Origin of the sequence: Exiguobacterium sp. s142 (genome assembly GCF_018618455.1) — a bacterium.
GTDB lineage: Bacteria > Bacillota > Bacilli > Exiguobacteriales > Exiguobacteriaceae > Exiguobacterium > Exiguobacterium aurantiacum_A.
Genome location: NZ_JACSMB010000004.1, coordinates 173,469 through 193,684 on the forward strand (window position 1 = coordinate 173,469; position 20,216 = coordinate 193,684).

15 protein-coding genes are annotated in these 20,216 nt (G+C 54.7%); 3 read left to right on the forward strand and 12 right to left on the reverse strand.

Going from position 1 to position 20,216, the window contains the following annotated elements; translation table 11 throughout:
* Positions 1–6 precede the first annotated feature (6 nt).
* The 4 genes from KNP77_RS05930 to KNP77_RS05945 form a co-directional block, all read right to left on the reverse strand.
* Positions 7–1,110 (reverse strand): LCP family protein, encoded by a 1,104-nt coding sequence (locus KNP77_RS05930; protein WP_070328825.1) that lies wholly within the window; start codon positions 1,108–1,110, stop codon positions 7–9.
* A 156-nt stretch (positions 1,111–1,266) separates the two neighbouring features.
* Complete coding sequence (nagB, locus tag KNP77_RS05935; RefSeq protein WP_131465764.1) at positions 1,267–2,031, reverse strand: glucosamine-6-phosphate deaminase; 765 nt, start codon at positions 2,029–2,031, stop codon at positions 1,267–1,269.
* The gene (nagA, locus tag KNP77_RS05940; protein WP_131505109.1) at positions 2,028–3,176 is read right to left on the reverse strand and encodes an N-acetylglucosamine-6-phosphate deacetylase; all 1,149 of its coding nucleotides are present in this window, start codon (positions 3,174–3,176) and stop codon (positions 2,028–2,030) included. Before nagA ends, nagB begins: the two co-directional genes overlap by 4 nt.
* A 179-nt stretch (positions 3,177–3,355) precedes the next feature.
* A complete protein-coding gene (locus KNP77_RS05945) occupies positions 3,356–4,726 on the reverse strand; it encodes an MATE family efflux transporter (protein ID WP_070328822.1) in 1,371 nt (456 codons plus the stop codon).
* Between the two features lie 39 nt (positions 4,727–4,765).
* On the opposite strand from KNP77_RS05945, the gene KNP77_RS05950 reads away from it, so the two are divergent.
* On the forward strand, positions 4,766–5,539 hold the full coding sequence (locus tag KNP77_RS05950) for a CHAD domain-containing protein (RefSeq protein ID WP_131490662.1): 774 nt from the start codon (positions 4,766–4,768) through the stop codon (positions 5,537–5,539).
* Here KNP77_RS05950 and glsA read toward each other — a convergent pair.
* On the reverse strand, positions 5,536–6,477 hold the full coding sequence (glsA, locus tag KNP77_RS05955) for a glutaminase A (protein WP_070328820.1): 942 nt from the start codon (positions 6,475–6,477) through the stop codon (positions 5,536–5,538). The genes KNP77_RS05950 and glsA overlap by 4 nt on opposite strands.
* A gap of 59 nt (positions 6,478–6,536) precedes the next feature.
* Complete coding sequence (locus tag KNP77_RS05960; RefSeq protein ID WP_070328819.1) at positions 6,537–6,716, reverse strand: hypothetical protein; 180 nt, start codon at positions 6,714–6,716, stop codon at positions 6,537–6,539.
* A 111-nt stretch (positions 6,717–6,827) separates the two neighbouring features.
* Between KNP77_RS05960 and hemG the strand changes: the two genes are divergently transcribed.
* Both hemG and KNP77_RS05970 read left to right on the forward strand, forming a co-directional pair.
* A complete protein-coding gene (gene hemG / locus KNP77_RS05965) occupies positions 6,828–8,195 on the forward strand; it encodes a protoporphyrinogen oxidase (RefSeq protein WP_214889206.1) in 1,368 nt (455 codons plus the stop codon).
* Positions 8,192–9,265 carry a TIGR04053 family radical SAM/SPASM domain-containing protein gene (locus KNP77_RS05970; RefSeq protein ID WP_070328818.1) on the forward strand — a complete coding sequence of 358 codons (1,074 nt, stop codon included), beginning with the start codon at positions 8,192–8,194 and terminating at the stop codon, positions 9,263–9,265. Before hemG ends, KNP77_RS05970 begins: the two co-directional genes overlap by 4 nt.
* Positions 9,266–9,298: 33 nt before the next feature.
* On the opposite strand, the gene clpB is transcribed toward KNP77_RS05970, so the two are convergent.
* From clpB to pcrA, 6 genes are all read right to left on the reverse strand, one after another.
* Positions 9,299–11,890: an ATP-dependent chaperone ClpB gene (gene clpB, locus KNP77_RS05975; RefSeq protein ID WP_214889209.1), complete on the reverse strand. Its 2,592-nt coding sequence runs from the start codon at positions 11,888–11,890 to the stop codon at positions 9,299–9,301.
* Between the two features lie 18 nt (positions 11,891–11,908).
* Positions 11,909–12,775, reverse strand: a complete 867-nt coding sequence (locus KNP77_RS05980; RefSeq protein ID WP_070328816.1) for a DnaJ C-terminal domain-containing protein — start codon at positions 12,773–12,775, stop codon at positions 11,909–11,911.
* A 140-nt stretch (positions 12,776–12,915) separates the two neighbouring features.
* Positions 12,916–14,025 carry a CamS family sex pheromone protein gene (locus tag KNP77_RS05985; protein WP_236633753.1) on the reverse strand — a complete coding sequence of 370 codons (1,110 nt, stop codon included), beginning with the start codon at positions 14,023–14,025 and terminating at the stop codon, positions 12,916–12,918.
* A 205-nt stretch (positions 14,026–14,230) separates the two neighbouring features.
* Positions 14,231–15,724 (reverse strand): LPXTG cell wall anchor domain-containing protein, encoded by a 1,494-nt coding sequence (locus tag KNP77_RS05990; RefSeq protein WP_214889212.1) that lies wholly within the window; start codon positions 15,722–15,724, stop codon positions 14,231–14,233.
* A gap of 255 nt (positions 15,725–15,979) precedes the next feature.
* Entirely contained in the window at positions 15,980–17,974 is a 1,995-nt protein-coding gene (gene ligA, locus KNP77_RS05995; protein ID WP_131505115.1) for an NAD-dependent DNA ligase LigA, read from the reverse strand.
* 9 nt (positions 17,975–17,983) lie between these two features.
* A complete protein-coding gene (gene pcrA, locus KNP77_RS06000) occupies positions 17,984–20,200 on the reverse strand; it encodes a DNA helicase PcrA (RefSeq protein WP_131508242.1) in 2,217 nt (738 codons plus the stop codon).
* Positions 20,201–20,216: the final 16 nt, after the last annotated feature.

Genomic DNA, 20,216 nt, shown 5'->3' on the forward strand with positions numbered 1-20,216 from the left:
CATTTTTTATTGGGCTTCGTATGTGATGCCGGACGGGTCGAGCATATAAGACTCGAGCTCCGTCTCCGTCATCGCTTCGACTTCGTTGCCGGAATCCGCTTGTTGCACACGGTACCGGACCTCGTCGAGCAACGGTTCGTTCAAGAAGTAATAGAAGTGGCCGTCATTGCCACGCGCACCTTCTCCGGTCAATTGATATTGAACCGTGTTGTTAAGGGCACCGACGTCTTCGATCAAACGCATATAGTCGTTCGGTCCAAGCGTCGTCTGCATATTGTCACCGACCGATTTGAGCACTTTATCATAGTTGTTGATCAATGACGTGCCGAGCGACTGCTCGAGCACGGCGTTGATGACTTCCATTTGACGTTGGCCGCGCCCGATGTCCCCGCGCGGGTCGTCATAGCGGTTTCGGACATAAGCGAGTGCTTCTTCACCCGACAACTGCTGAAGGCCGGCTTCGACTTGGACGGCTTCACGGGATGCGTCATAACTCTTCTGTTCAGACGAGAACGGAACGTCGATTTCGACGCCTCCGACAGCATCGATGAAGTCGACGAATCCTTGGAAGTTGAGCGACACGACGTGGTCGATTTCAACACCGACTAGGTCTTCAACCGTATTCGTCGACATGCGCATACCGTTGTTCGGATCCGACTCGTCCATCGATCCGAAATAGTAGGCGTGCGTGATTTTGTCTTGATCGAGACCGGTCTTACCGTAAGGGATATCGAATCCTGTGTAATCGATATTGACGTACGAGTCTCGCGGAATGCTGAGCATCGTCGTCTGCTTGTCTTTCTTGTTCAAAATGACGACAATCATGACGTCAGAGCGACCGAACTCCCCTCGCGCTTTCTTTTGCGGGGAGAGGTCGGTCCCGAGCACGAGGAAACTTTCGGTGTCCTCTTTATCAAACCGGGTCGGTTCGATCGTCGGGTCGTCCTCGAGCGTCACTTGTGTGCCGGACAACATGTTGTGCGCTTTATAAAAAGCCGCCCCATACATGCTAGAGCCGACGATGACGGCAATGAGGATCAGCGAGCTGAACACTTTATAAAACGTAGACGGACCTTTACGCCGTCTACGCGCCTGGGTTCTTGAGTTCATGTTTTTCTCCTTCACGGTCGAATGATACGAGCTTCACTTATTATAGAGGAATCCTCGAGTTTTGTCGAAAACGTTTTGATGACAAACTCATTTCCATACAATTTCCCATAATCGCAACCAAAAAAACCTGGGGACGTGCGTCCCCAGGTTGAACGGTTATGAGCGGATCGAGAAGAACCGTGCGGCTGCTTCGCTTCCGCGTGCCTGTAAAGCTTGCGCGCACTGTGAGGCCGCCTCGGTATCAAGTACGATCGTGACACTCGGATGCGCCTGCAAAATCGTCGCGGGCCAATCGACAGACGGCACACTCTCGATCATGTGATGGACCGCGTTCGCTTTTCGGTCTCCCGTTGCGACGAGAACAATCTCGCGCGCGTTCATGATCGTATCGAGTCCCATCGTGATCGCGTGCGTCGGGACTTCTTCGCTTGCATCGAAGAAGCGGCGATTCGCCTCCCGCGTCGACTCGGTGAGCGCTGTCACGTGCGTCTTCGCATCGAGCGCCGTCCCCGGTTCATTGAACGCGATATGCCCGTTTTCACCGATCCCGAGCAGTTGAAGATCGACACCGATTGATCGGACGAGCTGTTCATACCGCTCCGCTTCAGCATCAGGATCTTTTGCGTCACCACGCGGAAGATGGCTTTCTTTGAACGGAACATCGTTGAACAGACGTTCTTCCATGAAATGATAGTAGCTTTGAGGATGACTCGGAGCAAGCCCGATATATTCGTCCAAATTGACGCTTGTCACATGGCGGCAATCGAGCTGGTCCTGCTTGAACATCTTATACATCCCGACCGGCGTGCTCCCCGTCGCCAGCCCGAGCACGAACTCACGTTTCCCGGCCAACCGCTCTTTAATGAGCGTATAGGCAATCTGTTCAGCGTCCGCTGGTGTCTTCGCTACTAATATGTTCATTTCACGTCCTCCTTCTCAAATCCGATGCGTCCTTGGTGAATTGTCTGCTCGACCGTCAATGACTCGTCCCAGATGACGAGATCAGCGTCAAACCCGGCTGCGATTGACCCTTTTTTACTCATGCCGAACTCCGCGGCTTGGTTCGCGGACGTCATCTTCACTGCTTCTTGAATCGTGCAGCCGGTGAAGGCGATGATGTTGCGGAACGCCGCGTCCATCGTCAACACACTTCCAGCCAAGTTACCGGCTTCAAGCCGCGCTGCGCCATCCTCGACGATGACCGGTTGTCCCCCGAGCTCGTAACGCCCGTCCGGAAGACCTTTCGCCCGCATCGCATCCGTGATGACGACGAGACCGTCCGCGCCTTTCAAGCGATACGCGAAATCGACCATCTCGGGACGGCTGTGAATCCCGTCCGGAATAATTTCAACCATGACGTCCCGTTCTAGCAGGCAGTAACCGACCGTCCCCGGTTCACGGTGGTGCAGCCCGCGCATTTGATTGTATAAATGTGTGCCGTGCTTCACGCCAGCCGCTTTGTTCTCGGCAAACGTCGCATTCGTATGACCGGCTGAGCCGATGGCACCCGATTCAATCATTACTCGCTCAAGCTCTCGTGCGCCCGGACGTTCCGGTGCGTACGTGACGAGTCGGATGTGACCGCCCGCCTCGTCTTGCCAGATGCGAAACTGTTCAGCGTCAGGATCGATAATATATTCTGCCGGTTGAGCCCCCGCGTTCTCGACGTTGACGAACGGTCCTTCTAGATGGATACCGGCAACCGTCGTCTCGTTTGACTCGATGACGTCACGGACAGACTCGAGCGCCTTGGTGATTTCTTCCGGTGACTGCGTGATCGTCGTCGCAAAAAACGAGGTCACTCCTTCGGCGAGCATCGATTGACTGAGGAAACGTAACCGGTCTCGGTCCGCATCCATCGTGTCGACGTCATAACCCCCGTGGACATGTATATCAATCATGCCCGGTGTCACGAGTTTTCCTGCGACATCGATCACTGTCTCATCTCCAGCCTCATAGTCAGCCATCGCCCCGACCGCTTCAATCGTTTTCCCGTTTATCCGAACATAACCGCGTTCCCACGTCTCCTGTCCAGAAACGAGGTGTGCGTTAATAATCACCATCATCAGTCATCCACCCTTTCACTCCTATTCTCGACAATAGCATAACAAAAATCAGTATAGTTGTATAGACCAATTTATCCATTTTAAAAAAACATCAAATCATCAGTCATTTGCCCGACTTCCCATCGACTCAAACAAAAAAAAGGCTGAACCCGGGCGAACCGGCATCCAACCTTATTTTGTCACGCTGTCTCTTCGACAGCTGCTTTGGCATTGTATCGTTTGACGATATGGACGAGGCGCATGAACAAGAGCACTGCCCCGGCGGCAAGTCCGACGATGAGCCCGATCCAATAACCATCGGGACCGAAGCCGAACCGTTCCGCGAGTAAGAAACCGAGCGGCAGCCCGATCACCCAGTAGGCGATGAGCGACAACACGAGCGTCACGTTGACGTCCTTGAAACCGCGCAAGATGCCTTGAATCGGGGCGGCGACGGCGTCAGATAATTGGAAGAAGACCGCAAAGATCATGAAGTGGGCCGCAAGTTCCACGACAGCGGCGTCATTCGTATAAATGGCGGCGACGCGTTCATTCTGCCAGAACAACAAGGCGCCTGAAAATGACGATACGGCCAGACAGAGCACGATCCCAATCTTGGCATAGCGCACCGCGTCTTGGAGTCGGCGCGCACCGAGTTCATAGCCGACGACGATCGTCAAAGCGCTCGAAGCGGACAACGGCAACATATAGACGAACGAGGCAAAGTTGATCGCCGCTTGGTGGGCGGCGACGATATTGTCCCCGTACTCGCTAAGGAGTAAGGTCACGGCCGCGAAGATGCTGACCTCGGCAAAGATGGCGAGGCCGATCGGCGTCCCGAGCTTGAGCAGTTCTTTTTGGCGCGGCCATGCCAATCGATCCGGCGCGCGCAGGAACCGATACTCAAGGAACGGTTTCCCGCTCCGGACGAACGCGAACGCCATGAAGAAGAGAAGCCAATACGTGATCGCAGAAGCGATGCCGGCCCCGATGCCCCCATAAGCAGGAAGTCCGAGCTTCCCGAAAATGAAGATGTAGTTTAACCCGACGTTAATGGGTAACCCTAATAGTATAAGCAACATGGAAATTCGGGTTTTTCCGAGTGAATCCATGAGCGTCCGGAGCACGTTGAACAAGAACATCGGCAAGACGCCGAATCCGAGCGCGAGCAAATAACCTTTGGCGATTCGTTTTCCTTCCTCACTTAGCCCCATCCCGTCCACTGCGGCCGGAACGAGGAACGCACCGAGGACGAGTGTCGCGATGCTCAGTCCGATCGCTAAGTAAACGCCTTGATACAACGTCCGTTGGATATGTTGGATATTACGGGCTCCGAGCGCCTGAGCGACAATCGGTGCGACGGCAAGCAGAATCCCGCTCAGTCCCGTATAGACCGGCATCCATAGACTCGAGCCGACACCGACGCCAGCCAAGTCGACGGCTCCGGCTCGGCCTGACATGACCGTATCGAAGAAGCTGATTAAGTAGAATGATACTTGCGTGACTAAAATTGGAAAGAAAATCGTGAAGAACAATTTTATTTTTTCGTTAAGTGAATGCGTTTGATACATGGACAACCCTCATCTCATTTCAGAAAGGAACAAATTCGGATGAATCAACGGAATGCAGAGAAGCTAAAGTACGAACTATTGGAAACATGGAATACGTTCAACCATTATATGACCGAAGCGCTCACCTTTCAAAACACAGAAGACGTGCATCAGGCCCGGGTCCATTTGCGCAAGTTGCTGACGTTCATGCAACTGTACGAAACGAAACCTTCCACGTATCGGCAATTGAAACAGCTGATGGAAGCGCTCGGCGCGGTCCGTGACGGGGACGTGTTGCTCCAAGGTCTCGCAATCGAGACCGGGCTCGAGCAGGCGTTTGCCGATCACATGGAAGCGAACCGCGCCAAAGACCGGACGTTATTAAATTCGCGCGTCACCGAAAAGATGACGCCGTCGCTCGACCAACAAGTGCGCCGCTTCATCGGCGGTCAATTGTATCGCTCGTTAAAGAAGCAAGACGCCTCAGCGTTTCTCGATAAGGCAAAATCGGAGCGGAAACGCCGCGTCGAGTCCCACCACCACGCCACATCAAAGCATGACCGGCTCGAGGCACTCCATAAAGTCCGGCTCGCCGTGAAGCGTGAACGCTACTTGCACGAGTACTTGATAAACTACGAAGAAAAGGCCTCGAAAGACCAGGTCCAAAAGTTGAAACGGCTCCAAACCGAGCTCGGTGAGATGAATGACCGTCATCAATTGCTGCTGCGCTGGACCGATTTTTCACCGCCGACCGAATACGTTTCGGCGTATGAACGACTCATCGACACACTGCACGAGCAACTTGACGCTTCTGTCGACGCCATCAAGCTCTAGCGTGACGTGTAGCGTTCGACGAGTAGTTCGAGTAGCTTCATACCAGCAATCGAATTGCCTTTTGAGTCGAGCGCGGGACCGAAAATCCCGAAGCCGACGTCGCTCAGTCCGAGTTCGTGCTTCCCGGTCGCGAGAATCGCACCCGACACCCCGCTCTTCCCTGGCAGACCGACACGGACCGCAAACTCACCGGAGGCGTCATACATGCCACAAGTCGTCATGATCGCTTTGACGATGCGGACGACCCGGCGCGGAATCAACTCTTCGCCTGTGACCGGGTCTTCCCCGTTGCCCGCGAGCACCCGTCCGATGCGGGCCAACTCAAAACAGTCGATCTCGATGGCACATTGTTTCGTATAGACGTCGATGATCTCATCGACGTCGCCTTCCACGATGCCGTGGTGGCGCATGAAATAAAGCAAGGCCCGGTTCAAGTCGGTCGTCTCGTATTCCGAGCGGGCGACTTTTTCGTTGTACGTCACTTCTTCGACCGGCACGCCGAGTAACGTCGCTAAAAATTGACGGAACTGATAAATTTTAAGTTCCGCCGTATCCCCTAATATCATGCTCGTGACGGCTAGCGCCCCGGCGTTAATCATCGGATTGAGTGGTTTCGATGGCACGGTCTCTTCGAGCTTGGCGATCGAGTTGAACGCATCACCCGTAGGCTCCATCCCGACTTTCGAGAACACGAAGTCCTCGCCGAACTCCATCAATACGTAACAAAGCGCGAGTGCTTTCGAGACGCTTTGAATCGTAAACTTATGATGGACATCACCCGCATGGATGTAAGAACCGTCAGGCAGGCAAATCGCCACGCCGAGCAAGTCATCCTTGACATGTGCGAGCTCAGGGATATAATCCGCAACTTTTCCTTGAGCCGTATACGGACGACACTCGTCGACCAAATGCGCCAACTGCTGTTCTAATACGTTCATCAAAATCACCTCATATCCGATAGTTTACAACCGGCTCATCTTATCATATCTTCTCAAGCTTAGCCATCAGGCGGACCGTCATCTTTGGACGATCCTGGCTTGTACCAGTCTTCGTCGGCCCAAATGACCGGCGGACTTTCCTCATCCCCGGCAAGCTTCTCTCCATGTCGGTTCATCGCGGCGATGAATGCGACAATCCCAACGACGACAATCGAAGCTGTGATGCCGAACCAAACCATAGTCGCCCCTCCCTTTCATCCGTGACAATTTCGTCTAGAACCGTGTGATACTTATCCTATGTCTACACCCATATTCTCGGTACGGTTAATTCGAAGACTATATAGAAATGGGTGAATCAATTGAACAACATTGCGATTATCGGGGGCGGCATCACGGGTATGGCCGCTGCCTACTATGCGAAACAGGCCGGTGCACACGTCACACTCTATGAATCGAGTGATCGGGTCGGCGGGAAAATCAAGACGGTTTATCGGGACGGATTTGTACTCGAATGCGGTCCCGACGGTTATATGGCCAGAAAGCCGACGTTGACCGAGCTCATCACCGAACTCGGTCTTGATGAACAGCTCGTTCGTTCACAGACCGGCACGTCTTACATATACGTTCGCAACAAGTTACGGCAAATGCCAAACGGTTCTGTCATGGGCATCCCCACGAAATTTTGGCCGATGGTGAAGACCGACCTGTTCACGTGGCGTGGAAAGGCTCGGGCCGGGATGGACTTGGTGCTCCCCCGCGTCTATGCGGGCGAAGACATTTCGCTCGACACGTTTTTCCGGACCCGGCTCGGCTCTGAAGTCGTCGAATCGATGATCGAACCACTCCTGTCAGGCATTTATAACGGGACGCTTCAAGATATGAGCATCGAGTCTACTTTCCCTCAGTTTATCACGATTGAACAAAAAACACGCAGCTTGATTCTCGGCATGAAAGCACTCACGCCGCCTGTACAAGCCGGAGTGAAACCGCGTGAGGCCGGGAAGTTTTTATCGTTACAAAACGGGCTCGGAATCCTCATCGAGGCGCTCCGTCCGTCGATCGACCGCCTCTACACCGGCACCCGTGTCGCCTCGGTCCGCCCTCATGAGATCGAACTCGAGGACGGCACGATCGAACAGTTTGACGGCATCATCTTAGCGACTTCGCCGAATGCGCTCGGCCCGATCCTCGGAATCCCCGAGGCGGAGCGATTATCTCAATTGAAGCGCACCTCATCGATCACCGTCCTCGCGGCGTTCGACGAGAAAGATGTGGCGTCACTCGACGGGACAGGTTACGTCATCGCCAAAGCGGAAGCCAATGCGTTGACCGCCTGCAGTTGGATGCATAAGAAATGGCCCCACATGGCACCGAAAGGTAAGGCGCTCTTGCGCGTCTATATCGGTTCCGATCACGTTCCCGACTTATTAGCCGCAACGGATCAAGCAATCGCCGAGTTTGCGTTAAACGAGCTCCGCAAAATTCAACACGTCGGGACACCGCTTTTCACGAAAGTCGAGCGCCACGTCGATACGATGCCACAATACGAGGTCGGTCATAAGCAACATGTGCACGCGTTCGAACATGCCTTGGCCGCTCTCGATGGCGTCGAGGCGTGCGGGGCGATCTTACACGGGGTCGGGCTTCCCGACTGTGTCGATTCCGCCAAACAGGCCGTCATGCGGGCGATGACGGCGAAGCAGGCGGTGCGCTCATGAAACGGATTGATTACAACGAGAACCCGTTCATCGTCATCTGGGAAGTGACGCGCGCCTGCGCCTTGTCTTGCGTCCATTGCCGGGCCGAGGCGCAGTACCATCGTTACCCGGATGAATTAGACACGGCGCAAGGCAAAGCGCTCATTCGTGACATTTACGCGATGGACAACCCGATTCTCGTCTTCACAGGCGGCGACCCACTCATGCGTGAAGACTTGTTCGAGTTGACTGAATACGCGGCGTCACTCGGCATGCGCGTCTCAATGACTCCATCAGCGACGCCACGGGTGACTCATGACGCGGTCAGACGGGCCAAAGCGGCCGGGTTGACACGCTGGGCGTTCTCACTCGACGGTGCCGACGCGAAAGCGCACGATTATTTCCGGGGGACACGCGGCAGCTTCGAGCGGACGATTCGCGGCATCTCCTATTTCCGGGAGGAAGGCATGTCGTTCCAAATCAATACGACCGTGACCGAGTACAACGTCGACCAACTGCCAGAGATCGCGAAACTCGTTGGTGAGCTCGGCGTCTCGGTCTGGACGCTGTTCTTCCTCGTCCCGACCGGTCGCGGCTCGCTCCTGCAACCGATCTCGCCGGAACGACATGAGGACGTGCTGCGCTGGGCGTTCGCGCTGCAAGAACATGTGCCATACATCATCTCGACGACCGAGGCCCAGTTCTATCGCCGGGTCGCCCGGCAAGAAAATCAAAAACGGAAAGACGCAGGACTCGCGCCGATCGGTCATCCACATGACGACCTCGCCAAAGCGCCACGCGGGACGAATGACGGCAACGGCTTCGTCTTCATCTCTCACACCGGTGATGTTCAACCGTCCGGCTTCCTGCCGATCAACTGCGGCAACGTCAAAACGACACCGCTTGCCGAGATTTATCGGGAACATCCGGTGTTCAAGACGCTGCGTGACCCGGACACGCACGGCGGCAAATGCGGCTACTGCGAATACCGTTACTTATGCGGCGGATCGCGTGCCCGAGCCTACGCCGTCACCGGCGACTATAAGGCAGAGGAACCGTATTGCACGTATCAACCTGAACACGCGAAATAAGGAGCGCAGGCCTCGGCCTGTGCTCCTTATTGTTTAGTACGCCACCGTCGTCGGACGGAGCGTCAATTCTCCGTTCTCGACGTCGATCATGACGGTCTGACCATCCTCGACGTCACCGGCGAGAATGCTGCGCGCGAGCTTCGTCTCGATCGTCCGTTGTACGTAACGGTTGATCGGACGGGCGCCGAACTGTGGCTCGTACGCTTCGTCGGCGATGAACGCTTTCGCCGCGTCCGAGATTTCGATCCGAATCGAGCGTGCCGTCAAGCGGCTGCCCATCCGAGCGACCGCTTTCTCGACAATCTGTCCGATTTGGGCGCGCGTGAGCGGATGGAACAAGATCGTTTCATCGACCCGGTTCAAGAACTCCGGCCGGAAGTGGCGACGGAGCCGCTCGATGACTTGACGTTCTTCCTCTTCATCGATGACACCGTCTTTCGCGGCCTCGAGTAAAATATCGGCCCCGATGTTTGAAGTCATGATGACGATCGTGTTCTTAAAGTCGACGACGCGACCGTGTGAATCGGTCAAGCGACCGTCATCGAGCAATTGTAGCAAGATGTTGAACACGTCGGCGTGCGCTTTCTCGACTTCGTCAAGCAAGAGCACCGAGTACGGGCTGCGGCGCACCGCTTCTGTCAATTGACCGCCCTCTTCGTAGCCGACATATCCTGGAGGTGCCCCGACGAGGCGAGATACGGCATGTTTCTCCATGTACTCACTCATGTCGAGACGGACGATGTGGTCTTCAGAATCGAACATCGCTTCGGCGAGCGCTTTCCCGAGTTCGGTCTTCCCGACCCCGGTCGGACCGAGGAAGAGGAACGATCCAATCGGACGGTTCGGGTCTTTAATGCCGGCCCGGGCCCGGATGACGGCGTCGCTGACGAGTCGGATCGCCTCATCTTGTCCGAAGACACGTTGATGCAGCACCGTCTCGAGGTTGAGCAACTTGTCGCGCTCACCTTCTGTCAACTTCGTCACCGGGATGCCCGTCCATTTCGAGACGACCTCGGCGATTTCTTCTTCCGTCACTTCTTCCCGGACGAGTTCACGCGTCACTGAGCCGGCGAGACGTTCGGCTTCGGCGAGGTCACGTTCGAGCTCTGGAATCCGTCCGTACTTCAACTCGGAAGCCCGGTTCAAGTCGTAGCGGCTCTCGGCTTCTTGCAGTTCGAGCTTCACTTTCTCGAGGTCCCCGCGGATGTGCTGCACGCGGTGTGTCGACTCTTTCTCGTTCTCCCAGCGCAGACGGAGTGCATCCGCTTGTTCACGCGTCGAGGCGAGTTCTTGCTGGAGCACGTCGAGACGTTTTTTCGAGGCCTCGTCGCTCTCTTTCTTCAAAGCGGCCTCTTCGATTTCAAGTTGCATGACGCGGCGCACGAGTTCGTCGAGTTCAGCCGGCATCGATTCCATCTCGGTCCGGATCATCGCACACGATTCATCGACAAGGTCGATCGCCTTGTCCGGCATGAATCGGTCGGTGATGTAGCGGTTCGACAGGACAGCCGCCGCGACGAGCGCGTTGTCATGAATGCGGACACCGTGATGGATTTCAAAGCGTTCTTTCAATCCGCGCAAAATCGAGACCGTGTCTTCAACGTCCGGCTCATCGACGAGCACTTGCTGGAAGCGCCGTTCGAGCGCCGGGTCTTTTTCGATGTATTGGCGATACTCATCGAGTGTCGTCGCGCCGATACAGTGAAGTTCACCGCGGGCGAGCATCGGTTTGAGCATGTTGCCCGCGTCCATCGCGCCTTCCGATTTACCAGCCCCGACGATTGTGTGCAACTCGTCGATGAAGAGGATGATCTTCCCTTCCGCCTCTTTTACTTCGTTCAAGACGGCTTGTAACCGTTCCTCGAACTCACCGCGATATTTGGCACCGGCGACGAGCGAGCTCATGTCGAGGCTAAATATCGTCTTGTCTTTTAAGCTTTCCGGGACGTCACCGCGGACGATACGCTGGGCAAGCCCTTCGACGATCGCCGTCTTCCCGACCCCTGGCTCCCCAATGAGCACCGGGTTGTTTTTCGTCTTCCGGCTCAAGATGCGGATGACGCGGCGAATCTCACTGTCGCGCCCGATGACCGGGTCGATCTTTCCGGTCTTCACTTCTTGAATCAAATCACGGCCGTACTTCGTCAAGACGTCGTACGTCGCTTCCGGTGACTTCGACGTGATGCGTCGGTTGCCGCGCACGGCGACGAGCGCCTCGCGTAACTTGTCCTCGGTCACGCCTTTGCGCTCGAGCATCGCTTGCGCTTGGCTCTTGTTGAGAAGGATGCCGAGCAAGATGTGTTCGACCGAGACGTACTCGTCACTCATACCGGTCGCTTCACGCTCAGCTGTCGTCAACACGTTAAGCAGCGAGGCCGAGATCATCGGTGTCGTCGGGTTTTGAAGTTTCGGTGCGTTCTTGAGTGCCATCGCGACCTCTGCCTCGATCTCCGCGACGTTCAACTCCATCTTTTGCAACAACAGTGGAATGATGCCATCAGCTTGCGAAATCATCGAGGCGAGGACGTGCCATTCATTCATCTCGCTATGATGATACTGTTTAGCAAGTGCTTGCGAACTGACGATTCCTTCATGCGCTTTATCTGTAAATCGATTGAAATCCATGTTGTTTCCTCCTTATGCTCAGCGTTCTAGTTGTTCATAAACAGACCGGTGGGCGGCGTCGAGCGGCAAGTCGACCTCGAGTTGGATGAACAAGTCGGACCGGACTTTTGAAGCCGTCATGAAACCGCGGCCCGGAATCCGCATCCGTTGGCCCGGACGTGAGCCCGGTTTGACTTTCAGCTTGACGCGGCCGCCGTCGAGCGTGGCCACGACGACTTCGGTACCGTCTAGGAAAGCGAGTGGCCGCAACCGTTTGACGGTGATGACGTTCGCTCCTTCTCGTCGATACGTCTCGTCATCGGTGAAATGGAGTTCGACGTACACATCGCCCCGGTCGCCTGATTGACCGACTTTGCTACTCTTGCCTTTCAGTCGAAGTTTTTGGCCCTCATGGGCGCCTTGCGGAATCTTCACGTTGACCGTACCCGTTTGCAGGCGCAAACTCACTTTCGAATCACTCGTCAACTGACTGAGCGGCACGTTGACCCGGACCGTCTCATCTAAATCTTCTTCTACCGCTTGGTTGAAGAAACTTCCGAACATGTCGTCGAATCCGAACGTCCGCGACGTCGTGCGTGATCCGCCACCGAACTGACGGAACAAGTCTTCAAATTGCGCCGAACCTTCCCCGTATCCGTCACCGTCATACGTCCCTTGACCGAACGTCGGGCCTTCCGGACTGCCGTAACGGTCATAATTCGCTTTCTTGTCAGGGTCGCTCAACACATCGAACGCTTCTTGGATTGCTTTGAACTGATCTTGTGCCCCCGGCTCTTTATTCACATCCGGATGATATTGTTTCGCTAGTTTTCGATAAGCTCGCTTAATGTCTTGGTCGGATGCCTGTTTCGACACGCCAAGCACGTCATAGTAGTTTTTCGTCATCTCGATTCACCTCACCTTATTCTTTCCCGTTTCTGTTAAGTCTATTCTACCGATTTGGTCAAAGAAGGTCAAAGATTTTCCTCGTTACAATACATACGAAAAAAAGAGGCGCTTCGTTTCATTACGAAGCACCTCTTCTGTTAAAAGTAAACTTTCGGTGTATCCATGCCTTCTTCGAACACGATCGTCACTTCTTGTGTGCCACCGAGTGAGGTGACATTGATACGCACCGGGACGTTCCGATTGTATTCCCAACGGTTCTCAAGCAAACCGACGACGTGTTGCGTGAAACCGACGAGTTCGGCCCGGCTGTAGAATTGAATCGGGATGTCGATCTCGATGCGTGACAAGTCACCGTTCTGATAGAATCCTTTACCGATCATACCGCTGAAGTCAGGGAAGACATCAGCGATTCGGTCGCTAAACAACGTGAACTTCTGTGCGTCATCACGCACTTCGGTCGTCGCCGTATTCGATGGGAAGTAGTAGTACTTCTCGTCGATTGCTTTCCAATCAGACGCGGCTACTTCCGCACCTTCCCCGACGAACGCTGACTTGACATAATTGCCCGGTGTCGGTGACCCTTGCGCCGACTTCATGTATAGGGCAACGTTAATGTCAAGACCCTTAAAGTCTTCACGCTTCCGCAGTTGTGCGACGAGTTCATTTGCCATCCGTTCCCCTTCTGCGATGACTTTTTTCGCATCTAACTTTTCCGTATAGGTCGGACCGAAGTTCGGGGCCTGAAAGACGTACTCACGGTTCAAAATGAGGGCGAATGAGACGCCATCGAGTTGATATCCGCTATCCGTCTTTGTCATATAGTTTTGTTCGATGAGCGACGCCAAATAGAGCGGCGACTTCTTGTTTTCTTCAACGAACTTGTCCTCTGCCACTTCTGCCGTCCCGTTCGCATAGGCCGGGTTGAGCGGTGTCAGGCCTTCAGACGTTTTATCTTTTCGTCCGAGCAGACGAGAGACGTCTTCAGCCTTCAATAATTGCCCTTCTTGATAAACGTATTGTTCAGGGGCGAACGCGCCGGTCGAATGGCGCATGAGACCAAGCTCGACTTCTTCTAGTTCGAGCGATGAGCTGACTTGGCGTTGGGCGAGCCCGCGCGCTGCTGCCGGCTTGAACGGAATCACCATCTGGTAATACGAGTCACGCGCTTCAATCGCTTGTGTGACACCTTCTGACGTCGTCTCGTTCCCGGTCGGCGTCACTTCTTCTTCCCCCATCGGAATTTTCATTGAACACCCACCGAGAAATACCGTCGCGGCGAGGGCGGGGATTATTATTTGTTTCCATTTCATCTATGTCCAAACTCCTTTGACGAATCAATTCGTTATACACTTCGTCCATTATAACAAAATCGTCTGTTGAAAAAAGTGTCGAAGCGGAATCAGTCGAGAATCACAAAAATACGTCCCTCGACTTTCATCGAAGGACGTATGATCAAGTTTTTGAAGACGGCCGGCGCCGGTGTGTGAAGAACAATAGGCCGAGTACGATCAAGACGAGGCCAATCACAGTAGCCCACGTCTCGGTCGTGCCGGTCATTGGCAATGTGCCTTGCTCAGGTGACACGGGCGTGGTCGGTTCTGGTACGTATGCTTCCTCGTCTTCCCGTTCCGGGATCGCTTGTTTGACGTGGACTGTCGTTTCCGCCGACCGAGAGACGCGAGCTGCCTCGTTGACTTCAAACGTGAACGTGACCCGGTTCGTCAAAATCCCCCCGGCTCGAACATCGTATGACGGCAGCAACACTTTTTCTAGTTCGAGCACGACTTCCTCGCCCGGAATCAATCCGTTCTCGACTTCAGCGAGCGCTCGCATCCCGTCGCGGAGCACCTCTGTCGTCTCGCGTTGTTCTTTCACCGTCAAAGCGCCGCTCGTCCACTCTTCCACCACGTCGACGAAGTAAAGGGTGACGTTCGACGTATTCGTGAGCGTATACGTATAGAGGATCGTCTCGCCCGGATGAACCGTTTGCGGGTTTGCGACTTTCGTGACCGTGAAATCGAGCCGGTTGAGCAAAACGATTTGCTGACTTTCGGCGTTAACGACACGACCCGATTCATCAGTCGCAGCGACACGGAAGATGTTCCCAACTTCAGGATGCATCACTTGGTCGTAGTCGCTCGGCACATCGAGAATTACAGTCGTTTCGACGCGTTCGCCGGAAGCGAGACCATCGTCACCGATGAGCGCCGTCAACTTGCTGCGTACTTCCTCGTTGAAAGCAGTGACGGCATCGTCTTGAATCCCACCGCTGAAAAACTCGTCTTCAATCGACGTGATCGTCAACGTCGCATCGCCCGTGTTCTCGATGACGAACGTATAAGGGATGCTCCCTCCGACGACGGCTTGGTCGATGTTCGCCTCTTTGCCGACTTCAAGTCCGATTGCGACCGCTGGTTCGACCGTCGTCGCCGCGACTTCTTCGATCATCGGTGCTTCGGTTGCCGGTTCTGCCACTTCGCTCATTGGTTCACTGCTCTCGTCTGTGACATCAGGTTCTGCCACTTCGCTCACTGGTTCACTGCTCTCGTCGGTGACACCAGATTCTGTCACCTCGAGCGCTGGCTCTTCAATCGGTAGCTCTTCAATCGGTAGCTCAGCTGTAATCGCTGCTGGCGTAAACGAGTACGGCACGCCTTCCTCGTTATATAACGTGACTTGATCAATCAAGGACGTCTCGACTGCTTGAACGTCCACGATAAAACGCCAGACGTCCGCGGTCTCGCGAACCCCATAATACGTAATATCGGCATAGACAAGACTAGCTTCGTCTAGTATCGCTTGCTCTTCAGCGGTGAGATCGACTTGGACGTACAGCGTGCTCGTTTCCGTCGTGTCGCTTGCATAAAGAACGTTTGGTGCCCACATGCCGATGAGTAAAACGAATAACGTGATGAATGCCGTGAACCGTTTGGTGGCGCTACGCATGGTGGTCCCCTCCTCTAAGATGTATGTCCATCAGTGACAAAATGTCCCGACGACAGCGCTCTGGCACGGAGGGGAGATAGAGGGTGAGTGTGCACGAGTCGTGGTGTCAAGAGTACCTCGGTTGCAGAAAAATTTTACAATTTTGTTGTTACTATTCATTACCCGTCCACCACTTTAGTGAATCCGTCCATATACTGAGATTTTTATAAATCAGGTCAATGAAAAAAGACCCTCGCTTCTTTGAGGGTCTTCCGTTCAGACGTGTTCCGCTAAAAAGGCGAGCAGTTTCGATTCATCCCATACTTCGACACCGAGCGCTTCGGCTTTCGACAGTTTTGAACCTGCCTTCTCGCCAGCGACGAGGAGATCGGTGTTCTTACTGACACTTCCGGTCACGCTCGCGCCGAGGAGTTCTAATCGTTTTCCCGCCTCACCGCGTGTCATCTCATACAACTTCCCGGTCAAGACGACCGTCTTACCAGCGAGCGGGGCGTCGGCGGCGACGGACCGCTTCACTCCTTTGAACGTCAAGTTGACACCGGCCGTATCGAGTTCACGGACGAGTTCACGCGCCTCAGGCTTCTCGAAGTAAAGAACGATCGATTCCGCCATCTTCGTCCCGATCCCGTCAATCCCGATCAACGCTTCAACCGAGGCGTCCATAATCGCGTCCATCGTCTCGAACCGCTCCGCGATGAGTGAGGCCGCTTTCTGACCGACGAGACGAATCCCGAGGGCGAACAACACCCGTTCAAGCGAATTCTGTTTCGATTGTTCGATTGCGGCAAGCAAGTTCGTCACTGACGTCTCACCCATCCGTTCTAAATCAAGGAGTGCTTCTCGCTCGAGGACGTACAAATCGGCGACGTTATGGACGAGGCCAGCCTCATGAAGCTGGGTGATGACTTTTTCACCGAGACCGTCGATATTCATCGCTGGTCGCGACACGAAATGAATCAGCCCTTCGAGCAGTTGGGCCGGACATTCCGGGTTGACGCAGCGATGATCCGCCTCACCGTCTAAGCGGACGAGTTCGGACTCACAAGCCGGGCACCGGGTCGGGAAAACGATTTCTGCCTCGTTCCCGGTCCGTTCGCTGACGAGTGCGGACACGACGGCCGGAATGACGTCCCCGGCCTTTTTAATGACGACCCGGTCGTTGATCCGAAGGTCTTTCTCTTTGATGAAGTCTTCGTTATGGAGTGTCGCGTACGTCACGGTCGATCCCGCGACCGCGACCGGCGCGAACCGGGCCCGCGGCGTCACTTTCCCCGTCCGTCCGACACTGAAATCGACGTCTTCGATCGTCGTGACGACTTCTTCGGCCGGGAATTTATAGGCGACGGCCCAGCGCGGACTCTTGGCCGTAAAACCGAGCTGTTCTTGTTCTTCGTAAGCCGCGACTTTGATGACGATCCCGTCAATCTCATACGGAAGTTCTGAACGTTTCGTCACGTACATCTCGATATAGTCCCACAGCTCGTCCGCTGTCCGACATGTCGTATATTCCCCGCTCACGGCGATCCCGAGACGCTTCAAGTATTCGAGCGACTCATCATGTGACGCGACGAGCTCATCGTTTGAGACGAGCCCATACGCGAAGAAGGCGAGATTTCGTGACGACGCGATCTTCGAATCGAGCTGACGCAGCGACCCCGCGGCCGCATTACGCGGATTGGCGAACAACGGCTCCCCAAGGCGTTCCCGCTCGTCGTTCAAATGTTCGAACGAACGTTTCGGCATATACGCCTCGCCGCGCACTTCGAACGTCACATCCTCATTCAGACGGAGCGGGATCGTGCGAATCGTCTTCAAGTTTTGCGTGATGTCTTCACCAGTCGTCCCGTCTCCACGCGTCGCCCCGCGCTTGAGGCGACCGTCTTCGTATTTGAGCGAGACGGCAAGACCGTCGAACTTCAGCTCGGCGACGAACAACGGGGCATAGCCAAGATCTTTTTCAATCCGCTCGACCCACTCGATCAAATCGTCTTTCGAGAACACGTTGCCGAGCGAGAGCATCGGGGTATCGTGCGTCACTTTCACGAACGCATCGAGCGGGGCGCCGCCGACGCGTTGCGTCGGCGAATCCGGGCTCCTAAGCTCCGGATAGTCCGTCTCGATTTGAATCAACTCGTTCATGAGCCGGTCGTACTCGGCGTCCGGGACGCTCGGCCGGTCAAGCACATAATATTCATAGCCGTATTGGTTCAACTTTTGTCGTAACGTTTCGACGTGTTCTGTCATCTCCATACGATCACCTCACGCTTTTTCGATCGGGGCAAATTTGGCAAGCAGGCGCTTAATGCCGACTTGCGGGAAGGCGATATCAAGTTCGAGCTGATCGCCCTCGCCGCGTGTCTGAACGACCGTCCCTTGTCCCCATTTTTTATGATTCGCTTTATCCCCGACTTGCCAGCTCATCGACTCGGCACCGGACGATTGGGCGACTTTTGGTTTCGGTTTCGAGCTGAACCCGTTGACTGGCAACTTCCCAGGTGATTCGACCGGATTCCACGGCATCGCTTTCTTCGCTTTGCCGGAACGTTCGAGCAGCGTTTCCGGCAACTCGTGCAAGAAACGGGATTCCGGATTGTTTTGGAAGCGTCCGTACAACATGCGCGACTGGGCCCGTGTCAAATACAGGCGCTTCTCGGCACGGGTGATGCCGACGTAGGCGAGACGGCGTTCTTCTTCCATCTCTTCCGGGTCATTCAACGAACGGCTGTGCGGGAACAACCCTTCTTCCATCCCGATCAAGAAGACGACCGGGAACTCGAGCCCTTTCGCCGAGTGAAGTGTCATGAGCGTCACTTGATGCAACTCATCGACCTCTTCAAGCGAGTCAAGGTCTGAGACGAGCGTCAAATCGGTCAAGAAGGCGACGAGCGTCTGCTCTTCGCTCTCCTTCTCAAAGTTTTGAGCGACCGAGAGAAATTCTTGTAAGTTCTCGAGGCGGCTCTCGGCTTCGAGCGTCTTCTCGATTTTAAGCATCTCTTCATAGCCTGACTTCTTCAGCACTTCTTCAATCAGTTCAGAGATCGACAAATAGTCTGCCATTTGCCGAAGGTCGATCATGAGCTGGCGGAACTCGGTCAGCTTCGTCGCCGCTCGCGGCGCGATGCCCGACAGTTCGATGTCGCGAATCGCTTCCATGAGCGAGACGCCTTGCATACCGGCGAAGTCGCCGAGCTTATCGACCGTCGCCGCGCCGATGCCGCGTTTCGGTTCGTTGACGACGCGGACGAACGAGAGGTCCTCGTCCGGATTGGCGATCAAGCGCAAGTACGACAGAATGTCTTTAATTTCTTTACGCTCATAGAACTTCGTGCCACCGACCATCTTGTATGGGATGTTCGACTTGAGCAACGTTTCCTCGAGACCACGCGACTGAGCGTTCGTCCGATATAAGACGGCCATCTGGCCGTATTCGATGCCTTCTTGACGCAGTTCTTTCATCTCGTTGATGATGAAGAACGCTTCGTCCCGGTCGTCCGAGGCGACGTGGATGAGCAGTTTCTCTCCCTCGTCGTTATCGGTCCATAAGTTTTTGTCTTTACGGCTCGAGTTGTTTTTAATGACCCCGTTCGCCGCTTCTAGAATCCGTTTCGTCGACCGATAGTTCTGTTCGAGCAAGATGACGTGCGCGCTCGGATAGTCTTTCTCGAACGTCAAAATGTTGGCGATGTCGGCCCCGCGCCAGCGATAGATCGACTGGTCCGAGTCACCGACGACACATAGGTTCTCGTGAGCGGCCGCGAGCATCTTGACGAGCGTATACTGGGCCCGGTTCGTATCTTGATACTCATCGACGTGGATGTATTGGAACTTCTTCTGATAGAACGCGAGCACGTCCGGGGCTTCTTCGAATAACTGGATCGCTTTCATGATGAGGTCATCGAAGTCGAGGACGTTGTTGTGTTTCAGCTTCTTCTCATACGCCGTGTAGACGTCCGAGATGACTTTTTCGTACGGATTGTTGCCGACGAGTCCGGCCGCGTCTTTCGCTGTGCGCAGTTCATTTTTATGGTTCGAGATCATGCCGAGTAACGTCCGGGGCTCGTACTTCTTCGGATCGAGGTTCAACTCTTTGAGCACTTGCTTGATCGCCGTGAGCTGATCGGACGAATCCAAAATCGAGAAGTTACGGTCGTAACGGATCCGGTCGATGTCGCGGCGCAAGATGCGCACACACATCGAGTGGAACGTCGAAATCCAAATGTCGTCTGCCACGCCGCCGACGAGACGGGCAATCCGGTCTTTCATCTCACGGGCTGCTTTGTTCGTGAACGTGATCGCGAGAATATTCCATGGCGCGATCTGTTTCGACGCCATCAAATAGGCGACGCGATGCGTCAACACACGTGTCTTACCTGATCCGGCACCAGCCATGATCAAGAGCGGACCGTCTGTATATTTGACCGCTTCTGCTTGTGGCGGGTTCATGCCTTTGACTAATTCTTCGCTTAAGTTATACATAGGGGGTATCCTTCCT

What these genes read in the sequence shown, in the direction of transcription:
- KNP77_RS05930 (WP_070328825.1), bottom strand. Translation starts at nt 1,110, where the DNA reads ATGAACTCAAGAACCCAGGCGCGTAGACGGCGTAAAGGTCCGTCTACG.
- nagB (WP_131465764.1), bottom strand. Translation starts at nt 2,031, where the DNA reads ATGAACATATTAGTAGCGAAGACACCAGCGGACGCTGAACAGATTGCC.
- nagA (WP_131505109.1), bottom strand. Translation starts at nt 3,176, where the DNA reads ATGATGGTGATTATTAACGCACACCTCGTTTCTGGACAGGAGACGTGG.
- KNP77_RS05945 (WP_070328822.1), bottom strand. Translation starts at nt 4,726, where the DNA reads ATGTATCAAACGCATTCACTTAACGAAAAAATAAAATTGTTCTTCACG.
- KNP77_RS05950 (WP_131490662.1), top strand. Translation starts at nt 4,766, where the DNA reads ATGAATCAACGGAATGCAGAGAAGCTAAAGTACGAACTATTGGAAACA.
- glsA (WP_070328820.1), bottom strand. Translation starts at nt 6,477, where the DNA reads ATGAACGTATTAGAACAGCAGTTGGCGCATTTGGTCGACGAGTGTCGT.
- KNP77_RS05960 (WP_070328819.1), bottom strand. Translation starts at nt 6,716, where the DNA reads ATGGTTTGGTTCGGCATCACAGCTTCGATTGTCGTCGTTGGGATTGTC.
- KNP77_RS05970 (WP_070328818.1), top strand. Translation starts at nt 8,192, where the DNA reads ATGAAACGGATTGATTACAACGAGAACCCGTTCATCGTCATCTGGGAA.
- clpB (WP_214889209.1), bottom strand. Translation starts at nt 11,890, where the DNA reads ATGGATTTCAATCGATTTACAGATAAAGCGCATGAAGGAATCGTCAGT.
- KNP77_RS05980 (WP_070328816.1), bottom strand. Translation starts at nt 12,775, where the DNA reads ATGACGAAAAACTACTATGACGTGCTTGGCGTGTCGAAACAGGCATCC.
- KNP77_RS05985 (WP_236633753.1), bottom strand. Translation starts at nt 14,025, where the DNA reads ATGAAAATTCCGATGGGGGAAGAAGAAGTGACGCCGACCGGGAACGAG.
- KNP77_RS05990 (WP_214889212.1), bottom strand. Translation starts at nt 15,724, where the DNA reads ATGCGTAGCGCCACCAAACGGTTCACGGCATTCATCACGTTATTCGTT.
- ligA (WP_131505115.1), bottom strand. Translation starts at nt 17,974, where the DNA reads ATGGAGATGACAGAACACGTCGAAACGTTACGACAAAAGTTGAACCAA.
- pcrA (WP_131508242.1), bottom strand. Translation starts at nt 20,200, where the DNA reads ATGTATAACTTAAGCGAAGAATTAGTCAAAGGCATGAACCCGCCACAA.